This is a genomic window from Campylobacter sp. P0103 (assembly GCF_002139545.1).
GTDB lineage: Bacteria > Campylobacterota > Campylobacteria > Campylobacterales > Campylobacteraceae > Campylobacter > Campylobacter devanensis.
This window is the reverse complement of sequence record NZ_MJKG01000003.1, coordinates 172,370-185,020: the sequence shown is the minus strand read 5'-3', so window position 1 is coordinate 185,020 and position 12,651 is coordinate 172,370. Positions and strand designations below refer to the sequence as shown.

12 protein-coding genes are annotated in these 12,651 nt (G+C 32.2%); 2 read left to right on the top strand and 10 right to left on the bottom strand.

All coding sequences use genetic code 11. The annotated features are described in order from the left end of the window. Window positions 1-13 precede the first annotated feature (13 nt). Window positions 14-574 (top strand): dCTP deaminase, encoded by a 561-nt coding sequence (gene dcd / locus CIGNP103_RS05185; RefSeq protein WP_086225712.1) that lies wholly within the window; start codon window positions 14-16, stop codon window positions 572-574. A 9-nt stretch (window positions 575-583) separates the two neighbouring features. Further along, the gene (gene pseC, locus CIGNP103_RS05180) at window positions 584-1,708 is read left to right on the top strand and encodes a UDP-4-amino-4,6-dideoxy-N-acetyl-beta-L-altrosamine transaminase (protein WP_086268700.1); all 1,125 of its coding nucleotides are present in this window, start codon (window positions 584-586) and stop codon (window positions 1,706-1,708) included. A gap of 28 nt (window positions 1,709-1,736) precedes the next feature. On the opposite strand, the gene CIGNP103_RS05175 is transcribed toward pseC, so the two are convergent. From CIGNP103_RS05175 to CIGNP103_RS05130, 10 genes are all read right to left on the bottom strand, one after another. Beyond that, window positions 1,737-2,306, bottom strand: coding sequence for a ComF family protein (locus CIGNP103_RS05175; RefSeq protein ID WP_086225012.1), 570 nt, complete (start codon window positions 2,304-2,306; stop codon window positions 1,737-1,739). 32 nt (window positions 2,307-2,338) lie between these two features. Continuing rightward, the gene (locus CIGNP103_RS05170; RefSeq protein ID WP_086268699.1) at window positions 2,339-2,998 is read right to left on the bottom strand and encodes a hypothetical protein; all 660 of its coding nucleotides are present in this window, start codon (window positions 2,996-2,998) and stop codon (window positions 2,339-2,341) included. After that, a complete protein-coding gene (locus CIGNP103_RS05165) occupies window positions 2,995-3,201 on the bottom strand; it encodes a 2-hydroxymuconate tautomerase family protein (protein ID WP_086268698.1) in 207 nt (68 codons plus the stop codon). Before CIGNP103_RS05165 ends, CIGNP103_RS05170 begins: the two co-directional genes overlap by 4 nt. A gap of 53 nt (window positions 3,202-3,254) precedes the next feature. Then, complete coding sequence (locus tag CIGNP103_RS05160; protein ID WP_086268697.1) at window positions 3,255-3,602, bottom strand: hypothetical protein; 348 nt, start codon at window positions 3,600-3,602, stop codon at window positions 3,255-3,257. A gap of 9 nt (window positions 3,603-3,611) precedes the next feature. After that, window positions 3,612-5,402 (bottom strand): translation elongation factor 4, encoded by a 1,791-nt coding sequence (gene lepA / locus CIGNP103_RS05155; protein WP_086246051.1) that lies wholly within the window; start codon window positions 5,400-5,402, stop codon window positions 3,612-3,614. Between the two features lie 7 nt (window positions 5,403-5,409). After that, a complete protein-coding gene (locus CIGNP103_RS05150) occupies window positions 5,410-6,999 on the bottom strand; it encodes a DNA polymerase III subunit gamma/tau (protein WP_086268696.1) in 1,590 nt (529 codons plus the stop codon). A gap of 9 nt (window positions 7,000-7,008) precedes the next feature. Next, a complete protein-coding gene (rho, locus tag CIGNP103_RS05145; RefSeq protein WP_086225018.1) occupies window positions 7,009-8,337 on the bottom strand; it encodes a transcription termination factor Rho in 1,329 nt (442 codons plus the stop codon). Window positions 8,338-8,481: 144 nt separating this feature from the next. Next, window positions 8,482-9,918 (bottom strand): hypothetical protein, encoded by a 1,437-nt coding sequence (locus tag CIGNP103_RS05140; protein WP_086268695.1) that lies wholly within the window; start codon window positions 9,916-9,918, stop codon window positions 8,482-8,484. Further along, window positions 9,902-11,476 carry a hypothetical protein gene (locus tag CIGNP103_RS05135; RefSeq protein WP_086241700.1) on the bottom strand — a complete coding sequence of 525 codons (1,575 nt, stop codon included), beginning with the start codon at window positions 11,474-11,476 and terminating at the stop codon, window positions 9,902-9,904. Before CIGNP103_RS05135 ends, CIGNP103_RS05140 begins: the two co-directional genes overlap by 17 nt. A gap of 11 nt (window positions 11,477-11,487) precedes the next feature. After that, the gene (locus tag CIGNP103_RS05130) at window positions 11,488-12,651 is read right to left on the bottom strand and encodes a 3'-5' exonuclease (RefSeq protein ID WP_086241699.1); all 1,164 of its coding nucleotides are present in this window, start codon (window positions 12,649-12,651) and stop codon (window positions 11,488-11,490) included.

Here is a 12,651-nt window from a genome sequence, read left to right as displayed (position 1 = left end):
TAAAGGGAAATTTATGGGTTTAAAAAGCGATAAATGGATACGCCAAATGAGCTTAGAACACAAAATGATAACTCCATTTTGCGAAGAGAATATCGGTCGTGGTGTTGTCAGCTATGGGCTTTCTAGTTATGGATATGATATTAGGGTTGGAAATGAATTTAAAATCTTTACAAATGTAGGTGGTACAGTTGTAGACCCTAAAAATTTTGATGAGAAAAATGTAGTGGATTTTATCGGTGATATTTGTATTGTACCACCAAATTCATTTGCCTTAGCTAGGACGGTGGAGTATTTCATAATGCCTAGAGATACCCTAGCTATATGCCTTGGCAAAAGCACATACGCAAGGTGTGGGATAATAGTCAATGTAACACCATTTGAGCCTGGATTTAAAGGTCATATCACAATTGAAATTTCAAATACTACCCCACTTCCGGCTAAAATTTACGCAAATGAGGGGATAGCTCAGGTGCTATTTTTACAAGGGGATGAAATTTGCGAAACTAGCTACGCTGATAAAAATGGCAAATATCAATCCCAAACTGGCATAACCCTACCAAGAATACTACAATAAGGGTTTAAAATGATGGTTTATAGCAGACAAAAAATAGAAGATGATGATATAAAAGCCGTGATAGAAGCTCTAAAAAGCGATATGCTTACATGTGGAAATCGTGTAGTGGAGTTTGAGCGTGAGCTTTGCGAGCTTACTGGAGCCAAATTTGCTGTAGCGATGAACTCAGCTACTTCAGCACTTCACGCTGCATATATCGCACTTGGCGTGGGGACTGGTGATGAAGTTATCACCACCCCTATAACCTTTGCAGCCACCGCAAATGCGGCTATAATGTGTGGCGCTAGGATTAAATTTGCTGATGTACTTTTAAATGGCAATATAAATCCATCCTCTATAAAAGAGTTAATAAGCGATAAAACCAAGGTTATAACCGCTGTGGATTTTGGTGGGTATCCAGTAGATATGGATGAAATCAAAGCGTTAATAAAAGAGCAAGATATTAAAATTATTGATGATGCTAGTCACGCTTTGGGTAGTAGTATTAATGGCAAGATGGTTGGCACTTTGGCTGATGTGAGTGTATTTAGCTTTCATGCCATTAAGCCTATTACGACTTTTGAGGGTGGGGCTTTGCTAACTAATAATGAAGAGATTGCTAAATCCGCTAGACTCACACGCTCACATGGTATGGTAAAAAAACAGGCTTGGAATATGGATATGGTAACTCTAGGCTATAATTACCGCTTAAGCGATGTGGCGTGTGCTTTGGGGCTAAGTCAGCTTAAAAAGCTTGATAAGTTTATTAATAGGCGTTATGAGATTGCTAAGATATATGATGATGCCTTTAAAAACTCAAAATATCTAAAAACGATAGATATCCCAGATAATATAAGAAGTGCTAGACATCTATATCCTGTGCTTTTAAACTCTAATTTATGGTGCGTAAAAGAGGATATCTATAACGAACTTCACGCTATGGGCATTGGGGTACAAGTGCATTATAAACCAACTTATCAATTTAGCTTTTATAAAAATTTATATGGTGAGATGAGATTAGATGGTGCTGAGGATTTTTATAGAGCTGAACTTAGTCTGCCGTGCCATCAGATGATGAGTGATGATGAAGCAAGAGTGGTTATATCAAGCTTAAATCAAATGTTAGAAAAATATAGTTTTGGGTGCTGGATTTGATGAATTTAGGATTTTAATACCCAAATTCCTACTCCCTAGCATCGGCTAAAACTAAACCAAAAAGCACCCTAACTCCGGCTCTTTTTAAGAGCTTTTGAGCCTCTAGCATACTAGAGCCGGTAGTGATTATATCATCTACTAAGATTACAGGATATTTAATCTGCTTTAAAAGCTTGAATTGCCGTGGATTTTTACGACGAAACTCCAAAGACTTTCCAGCATATTTCACACTATTTGTAGCACGCAATGCCCTATAAAGCGGTGATAATTCTGAATTTGATAAAGCCTTGGCTAGGATAGCAGTATGAGAATATCCGCTTTTTGTATTATCATCAAGCGGAATGACTAAAACCTTGCTCCCAAAGCTAAACTCACTAGCAAATTTGGTTAGACTCAAACGAGCCAAATTCGAAATCGCAAATGAGCCACAAAGATGATGCTTAGTAGATAAAATCTCTTTTATATCACTATATTTATAAAAATAATATACCTTAAATCCATCTACTAATCTACAACCTTGCTGATACTCACTAAGTATCTTTTGGCAATCTTTACATATCAATTTAAGCGATATTTTAGCACATTTTACACATCGCATTAATTTACCAAAATAGCCTTAGAAATGGCCTTTTATAACTTTGAAATCTCTTGAGCAACTTTATTGGCTGATTGCTTGATTAGTAGATTCATATATAGGTCAAAATCATCTACCTTGCTTACGCTTAGATCGCTTACATTTTGAGTTGTAGTGATATAGAGTGTTCTATTTTTATTGATATTTTTAATTTTTAGCGTACCAAAGAGTTTTGAATTTAAATAATTTGCACCTGGACTATAAATGCTTTTGATATTATCAAATTCAAACTGAACCCTATATGTATAAGGCGAATCACCATCACTTGCAACATAAATTCCACGAGCTTCTAGTTCAGCAGCTAATGTTTCGTAAAATACTTTAGCAAAATTTTTATCAAATTTAATATATTTACCATTAATTTTTATTAACTTTTGTGTTTCTATTAAATCGATAACTTTATGGATATATACCTTTTTTAGTGCTGCTGATGTATCGATTGTGCGGATATTTTCACAACAATTTATTGCTACATCGCTTCTGTATAATTTACCATCAATTAGCGTCTCATAGCCTCTTTGTGAGCAAGGCTCACACTTTGCATCTATGCGAAATAGTGTTTGTTTAGGTTTTTGCTCCTGGTTAGTTTGTGTGTTATTGCTTACAGCACATCCACCTAAAATCATTGTTAAAACTAAAACCAAAAATACTCTCATTTTCTCTCCCTTATAGATTTTATACTCTCTCCTGCTAGGCCATAATTTTGCATATCTATCTCATCGATGATTACAACGGTACTAGATTTATTTCTACCTAAAACCCGACTTACTAACTCTGTTACACCATCTATAAGCTGTGCTTTTTGCTCAGCTGTAGGCTCTCCATTCTCTTTAGTTACTCTAATGTTGATATATGGCATTATTTTCCTTTTAAATTATATTAGCAAATTTTGTGCCATTTTAGATTAATATACTATTTTATTATCATCCACTCGTCGTTATTATCTCTTTTGAGTTTGATCTTATCTCCATCTATGTGAGCATTAGCAGATCTGATTTTGATAGTTATATAGGCGTTACTTTCACTGATATATTGGCTTAATATCTCTATATTTTTTATTATCTCATTTTGATTTTTATACATAGCATTTTGTATATACTCCATTGCTGGGTTGGATTTGATCTCTTCTGGTAAGGCTACTTTGATAATCTCTTGGATATTAGCATCTTTAACGCTATTTAATATATCTGTCGCCTTAGAGCTATCAGAGTTACATCCAGCTATAATCAACGCTGATACAATCCATAATCCCCTTTTCATCATCTCCCCTTAATCTATCTTAAGCACGCTTAAAAACGCCTCACTAGGCAAGGTTACCTTGCCTATGGCTTTCATACGCTTTTTACCCTCTTTTTGCTTTTCTAGAAGTTTTCTTTTGCGTGTTATATCGCCACCATAGCATTTAGCAGTTACATTTTTGCCCATTGATTTGACCGTTTCTCTAGCGATAATTTTGCTTCCTATACTGGCTTGGATCGCTACTTCAAATAGCTGTCTTGGGACTATCTCTTTCATCGCTTTGACAAAATCCCTACCCTTACTCATAGCCTTTTCTTCAGGCACTATGATAGATAGAGCATCTACGGTCTCGCCTGCTACTTTGATATCTAACTTAACTAACTTACCAATCCTATACTCACTTGGCTCATAATCAAAACTCGCATAGCCTTTTGTGGCGCTTTTGAGCTTATCATAAAAATCCATAACTATCTCATTCATCGGTATATCATACTCCAAAAGCACCCTTGAAGTGGTGATATAATCCATCTTAGTTTGAATAGCGCGGCGTGAGCTTAAAAGAGTTATGATATTGCCTAAAAACTCGCTTGGCGTGATAATAGTAGCCTTGACATATGGCTCTTTTATATGCTCTATTTTATTTACTGGTGGTAGTTCGCTTGGGTTTTGAATATTTATAGTAGCTCCATCGGTGCATACTACTTGATAGGTAACTGTCGGTGCGGTAGCTATCAAATCTAGATTAAACTCACGCTCTAATCTCTCTTTGACCACTTCCATATGTAATAAACCCAAAAATCCAACCCTAAATCCAAAACCAAGAGCCGCTGAAGTCTCAGGCTCATAACTTATAGAGCTATCATTTAATTTTAATTTATCTAAAGCATCTCTTAAATCTTCAAATTTATCCGTATCAATAGGATATAATCCAGCAAAGACAAATGGTTTGGCCTTTTCAAATCCACCTATTGGCTCTGCGGCTCTATTTTTGGCTAGGGTTATAGTATCACCTACACTTACACTAGCTACATCTTTTAGCCCCAAAACCACTATGCCTACTTCGCCGGCTTTTAGCTCATTAGTCTTGATAGGCAAAACAGGATTTGGATACATCAGATCTAATACAATATGCCTTTTATCAGTTCCCATTACATAGACTTCATCACCCTTTTTAAGGCTACCATCGTATAATCTCACAAGAGCCAAAGCGCCTAGATAGTTATCAAACCAACTATCATAAATAAGCGCTTTAAGTGGCAAATTTAAATCCGCTTTTGGCGGTGGAATCTTGCGAATTATTGTCTCTATTAGCTCTTTTATCCCAACTCCACTTTTAGCACTCACCTCTAAAGCCTCAGAGCAATCAAGCCCAATAACATGCTCTATCTCATTTTTAACTCTATCTGGATCAGCTGCTGGGAGGTCTATTTTGTTTATTACTGGAATTATCTCAAGATTATTTTCAAGTGCGATATATACATTTGCTATTGTCTGGGCCTCGACTCCTTGAGAGGCATCTACTACTAGCAAAGCCCCTTCACAACTTGCCAAACTCCTACTAACTTCATAGCTAAAATCCACATGTCCTGGGGTATCAATCAAATTTAATATATAATTCTGCCCATCAAGTGTATAGCCAAGCCTTACAGATTGCGCTTTTATGGTGATTCCACGCTCTTTTTCTATATCCATTGTATCCATGACTTGAGAACTCATAGATCTCTCATCAACAGCGCCACACTCTGTTATAATGCGATCTGCTAGCGTGCTTTTACCATGATCTATGTGGGCTATAATGCTAAAATTTCTTATATTTTCCATAATTTTCCTAACTATTTGATAAAATCTGCGGCTCGCCAAACAGCCGTTTTAACTCTTTTAAATTCATATCCTCTTGGCTCATTGATGATTTTAGTGCCTCTAATCCTTTTGGCTCATCGGTTGGTTTTGAATTTGGATTTTGCTTATTTAGCGTAGTCTGCCCTATTATTGGTGGCATTGGAGCACGGCTAAGCGGGCTTTGCTTTTTTGGTTCACTTTTTTGTACATTTAGCTTGCTATTATCTCCATAAATACTACGAACAGATGGTAAAATTACATCATTATAAAATTTCCTAGCCAAAATTAGCTGATCATCACTCATAGCAAACTCAAGATTTAAAGTGTTATCTTTAAACCCTTTAAAACTCACACACTCATCAAAAATTACACCTAGTTCATAGCTTTTATCATAAATGGCATCAACAAATAGTTGATAGTTATTTTTTGATTTTGGCTTAACTGATGTTAAATTAGAATGGTTTTGCTCTGTTGGCTGCGAGGTTAAATTTGACACTGAATTTAGCGATAAATTTGAATTGGGTGATTGAGATTTTAGTGATGATATCGCATCATCAATATTTGTAAGATTAAATGCCTCAAGCATCATAAATAATGTGATAAATAAAACAAATTCTGGATCGGCTGAGTTATTTAGCATAGCTTTAGCTTCGCTTAATATCCTAAAAAATCTCTCAAAAATCAAAAGTGAAAAGTCGCCATTTTGGTGTATAAATTTATACTTTAAATGCTCGATTAATTCATCAATTATTGAGCTAGAATCATAATTTTGAAGCTCATTTAAAAGCTGTAAAAGATTATTTTTATCCCTTGAATTTATTATTGCAAATATCTCATCAATCTTGACTGGATCAAGCAGTCCTAGCATATCTACAACAACCTTATGCGTGAGCTTTTCGTGTGAGTAGATAATAGCTTGATCAAGTAAGGTAAGAGTATCTCTAAGGCTACCACCACCACTTCTAGCTAGCACTTCTAAGGCTCTTGGCTCAAATTCAATCCCTTCTTTATTTAATATAAACTCCAAATGCTTCACCACACTAGCCTTAGCAATAGAGTGAAATCTAAAATGTTGAGTCCGTGATAAAACAGTAGCTGGAAGTTTCAGCGGATCAGTAGTCGCTAAAATAAATTTAACATAATCAGGTGGCTCTTCAAGCGTCTTTAAAAGCGCATTAAAGGCCTCTTTGGTTAGCATATGAACCTCATCAATGATAAATATCTTAAATCTCGCACTACTTGGTGAGTATTTTGTCTGCTCGATTAACTCTCTGATATCATCGATTTTACGATGGCTTGCTGCGTCCATCTCTATGATATCCATATGTCGATTTTCATTAGCCATTATACAATTTGGGCAAACTTCGCACGGATGAGCGCTTATACCCTTTTGACACAATAAAGCCTTAGCAAAAATCCTAGCACTACTAGTTTTGCCACTCCCTCTAAGCCCCGAAAATAGATACGCATGGCCTAATCTATTAGAATCTAAGGCGTGAGATAGCGTATTTGCCACTACATCTTGGCCTATTAATTCATCAAAGCTCTTTGGGCGATATTTGAGTGCTAAAGCTTTCAAATTTAGTCCTTATTCGTTCATTATGCTTAAAAGCTCTTTATTGTTTTTGGTTTTTAACATTTTAGAGTATAGGAATTTAAGAGCCTCTATGTCATCCATAGTAGCTATAATATTTCGTATAGCCCAAATTTTGCCTAAATCATCGCTACCTTGTAGTAATTCATCTTTTCTAGTGCCGGATTTGAGTATATTTACAGCTGGATAAATTCTGCGATCTGAAATGGTGCGATCTAAGATAATTTCGCTATTACCCGTGCCTTTAAACTCTTCAAATATCACATCATCCATTCTAGAACCTGTATCGATCAAAGCAGTCGCTACTATCGTTAGACTTCCGCCATTTTCTATATTTCTAGCTGCACCAAAAAATCTCTTTGGCTTATGAAGAGCATTGGCATCCACACCACCGCTTAAAACCTTACCGCTACTTGGGGTTACTGTGTTATACGCTCTAGCAAGGCGAGTAATGCTATCAAGCAATATCACAACATCTTTTCCCATCTCTACTAGTCTTTTAGCCTTTTCTATCACCAACTCAGCTACCCTTACATGATTTGATGCTGGCAAGTCAAATGTAGAGCTAAATACCTCACCACGCACACTGCGTTGCATATCTGTAACCTCTTCTGGCCTCTCATCTATTAAAAGCACTATTAGCTCAACTTCTGGGTGATTTCTTGTAATGCCGTGAGCTAGCTCTTTCATAAGCTCAGTTTTACCTGTTCTAGGTGGGGCAACTATAAGCCCCCTTTGCCCCTTGCCTATCGGGGTGAAAAGATCAAGCACACGACCTGTAAGCTTCATTGGATCATATTCTAATTGAATTTTTTGATTTGGAAATAGCGGAGTTAGGTTATCAAATAATGGGCGCTCTTTGGCTTCAGCTATGGATTTATAATTTATCGCTTCTATCTTTAAAAGAGCGTAATATTTCTCTTGTTCTCTTGGCTCTCTTACTTGTCCGGTTATGATATCACCGACTCTTAGGGCGAATTTTTTAATCTGGCTTAGGCTAACATATGTATCATTAGCAGAATCACTCAAATTCGCATCAGTAGAGCGTAAAAAGCCATATCCGCCCTCAACTATCTCTAAAATTCCAGTAAATAAGATAAATCCGCCTTGTTTGGTTTGGGCTTTTAGAATTTCAAATACTAGCTCTTGGCGGCGAAATTCTCTAGGGTTTTGGACGCCTACTTCTTCGGCGATTGCTACTAGGCTATCTAAGTCTTGGAGTCTTAACTCTTCTATTTTATAGCCATCAACTGGCGTATGTGTGCGTGTGTGTTGTTTTTTGGTTGGTTGGTTTGATTGTTGAGCAGTTTCCTTATTTTCCATTAGACCTCTTTAATATAGTGAATAAATAGCAGTACAACGAATAAAATTGTAGTTTGAAAGAACCAATTTTATACAAATTTTTTTAAATTGTCAATAAAAGAGATAAATTTAGCTATCTATTAAAAATTATATTTAAGCTAAATTTTATTTATTAACTTCAAATAGTATTGAATATTTTGTATAACAATGTTCTGTTCTATCATATGCTTCGTTGCTTATTAATCTAGCATTATATTTGCTACGAAAATACTCATAAAATATGTCTATTCTATTATTTGCAATTTTGCCAATATATGGGCTAACGCATATAAATAAATTTGATTTTCCCATAGCGTTTTCTATGGAATTATATAATTTCTGATTTAATACTACGGCTTCCATATCTAAAATATTTGAAAAAATATGAATTACCGGAATTTCTTTATTTTTAAATTTGAGCTCGCTCTCTTCTATATCATTTAAATATTTACATATTGGATTAATTTTTGAGTCAACACAAAATGCGTTAGAATGAAGTATAGCCCTAGATAAAGCAAGTTTGGAAGGCTCAATTAATATTATTTCATCTATTTTACAATCTAATTTATTATTGTTAATAAAATCACATAAATTCATAATCCCCATCGCTTGGCCACACCCATAATCTACTACATTTAATTTATCTAGCTTATAAAATTCATCAAGTAGTAATTTTAAAGATTTTTGCAATTTAGATGAATGCATTTTACCAAAAGAGTATATATACTGGATCAAATCTTCTTTGTCTTTTAATACAGCTTTGCCTCTATCTAAATTATAATGCCTAGAATTTGTATCGGTTATATGTGTTGAATAATATTCTTTAGCATGGTTTTGTATATCTGTAAATTTGATATTTTTAATTGAATTTATAAAATCAGCATAATCGCCATTTTCTATCTTAATAGCTATATCTTCGATGCTCTCATAGTGGAAAATATTATGAATTTGCGCATCCCATTGATTTAAAAATTCATCTTTATCTCTTGCTTGATATAGAAAATCTTGCAAAGATTTGGTATCTAAAAAATCATTTTGAACATCTAAAAATTTTTGCTCAAAAATATCTAATATACTATTATAAATATATAGATTTTTTCGGTTTAATTTTAGTGAATTAAAGATATATTGTTTTATTATAAAATTAATGATATCTCTGTCTTCATTGGATTCATATCCTTTTTTGAGAGTAAATATTATATCATTTATATTAGATTTAATTCTATCTAAATTTAAATTTTTTCTCATTAAATACATAACTTGGACTGTGTAGCCTAAATCAATTTTATTTTGTATTAATCTATCATAAAGATAGAAAAAAGAAGTATCTAGCATATATCTATTATATAGCTTCATAAGCAAGATAATAAAAGAAAAATGTCTAGTATTTGATATATCAAGTTTATTATATATTATCTCTTGGTGAATATTTATTTTATCTAGCTCATCTTTAATATTTTGGCTATAAATATTATAGCCATCATTCATATATTCATAGATATTTTGAAAATTATCATCTAGAGAGTGTGGCAAATTTTTAATTGTGTTAATTAGTAGATTCATAGTCAAGAAGCCCTTTGTCTTTGCTTATAATTTTTCGTATATCATTACAAGCATTTTCATAATCTATTTTTCGTTTAGATTTAGATGGTTTAGAATCTAGTTTACTAAGTATTTCATTTATTTCATTTATTAAATTATCTTTTTTATCTTGAATTGTTTCAATATGATTATTATCCATAATGTAGTTTCTATCTAAATTGTCGCTATTTGTCAAAATATCATTTTGATTGATATTTGCAAACTTTTGTCTTAATATAATATTTTCTTTTTTTAGTTGATTTATTTTTTGTTCATACTCTGCACATCGTTTTATAATTTCTTCTATGCCATTAGAAATTTTTTCTAGATTTTGATTTTTTATGTTATCTAATTCATTTAAGTTTTTAGATAAATTCTTATCTTCTTCTATATATTTTGCCAAGTAAGTATCATTTTGATAAAAATTCATCTTATATTCATCTATAAAATCATATATACTAAATGGTCTTGATGAATCAAATAGATAATAATCTTTATCATCTTCCATTCTACTTTTCGAATTTTGCTTATATTTATCTAAAAACAATATATCTATATTATCTTTATCTTTTATGGCGTATTGATATATTATCTCTATTATCACTCTACCTATAAAGCTATTTATATCAAATTTAACTTTTTTTTTCTCATAAAATGTCCTTAGACCATCATATCCTTTATTGTATCCATAAAGAAAAAGAGTATCATTATTCATATTTTTAATCTTTTCGCTTGATATTGGATCGCTTGCTTTAAATAGATCATATAAAATTTTTAATCCAGTATCTGTATCATGTAATTTAAATTTATCCATTGGTACTTCAAATTTATCTTTTATACCAGCACTTATATTCTTTGCATCAAGTTTATTTTTGCAATCTTTAAAATTTAATATTTCATAATTTGATAAATCTAATTTTTTAATAGGTATTATTTCTAAATTTGGTTTAAAATTTGTAATTTTTTTATACTCTGTAGCGATATCTTTATTTAATATAGACAAAATATCAAACAAAGTTTTATTCAGGTTATTATTTTCTTTATGACTGATAAAAGCCATAGCTCCCATTATTCTATTAAATTTATCTAGCTTTATAGCTAAATTTTCATCTTTTGAATTAGGTAAATGAATTGGTATTGTTAAATTAATTTGTTCTATATTCAGCTTTTCAAATATCTCTTTATGAATAATAGCTCCTCCACCTACAGTATTTGTTGCCATATTTGCATTGGATATTAACCTATCAATATTATCAATATCTTTGATATAAATTTTATTTATTCTTGAAATAGGGATAGCTTCTTTTATAATAATTATATTTTCACTATCTTGAACAAACTCATCTTCAACTAACACGGCAATTAAGCAATCAGAATTTTGAGGTAACTCTTTATTTTTTAAAGCTATGATATTATTAGGACATAAATTTTGAATATCACATATATGATCTGTTTTAAAATATGCCCTTGCTTTAATAATTCCAGTTCCAAAATAGTGAACTATGTTATCTTTTTTTATAGGTATAAAAATCTCTTTCATATTATTCTTTCTTAATTTTTCATTTCATTATAATCTTTTTTTATATAACAATCAGTTTTACCCATATCATTAAAATACTGTATTTTATTTAACGAAACATTATTTAATAAAATTAAATTAGTTTTAGCTCTTGTTAATCCTACATAATAATCTTTCTTAGTTATTATATTTTGATTTATTGTCTTATTTTCCGTAATAAGTCTTATAAGATGTAATTTTGGTATAATAACAGTATCAAATTCTAAACCCTTAGCGGATTTAAAAGTGCATATATGAACTCTTCCTATTTTAACCTCATTTTCATTGCTAACATAATAAGTGCAATCGACACGACTTTTTAACTCATCATAATAATACTCTACAGAACACTCTTTAATATGCTTATTATTGAATTTATTACAACCATCCTCTTGAGCAAATGGCAACAATATAGCGATATTTGTATCAGAATATGATTTTATAAGCTCAACAATAAAAGATATCTCTTCATCATTTGGGATATTTTCATAAACTACTGGTAAAGTATATCTATCATTTGAAAAATTATCTAATGCTTCTACGCTCTGCCCCAAGCCTATAAAGGCTGTTACAAACTCATATATCCCTTGATCATAGCGATATATTCGATTCAAAGAGTATTTTTTTAATGGTTCAAATTCGCAATCTTTTAGTATATTTTCCAATCTCTCTTCTGTATCTGGTCTATTTTGGTTGCTATATAGTTGTTGATTCATATCTGCATTAATGCAAATCCTCTTAGTAGCAGATGCAATTGCCTTAAATGCCTCTATCTCTATATCTTGGGCTTCATCTATTATAACCACATCATATTTTATATCAGGTTCTATTATCCAGCTATTATTATATTTAAAAGTTTCATATAATGATTTAACTTCATTAATGTTATTGCCACTTTGTTCTATGCAACAATTTAAATATTTTCGCAAACTTTTTGTATAAGCTATCATTATAATATTATTATCTTTAGCATCATTTATATATCTCCATAGAGATACTATGCTTTTGCCACATCCTGCTGGCCCAGTAACCCAAAATGGATCTTTTGAATTTAAAACCATTTGCTGATTTGCTGATAAATCTGTTATTAGTGGAAATGATACTGCATATTCTCTTGCTGGTTCTTCGCTGACTTTATTGGAATTAGATATCGCCAT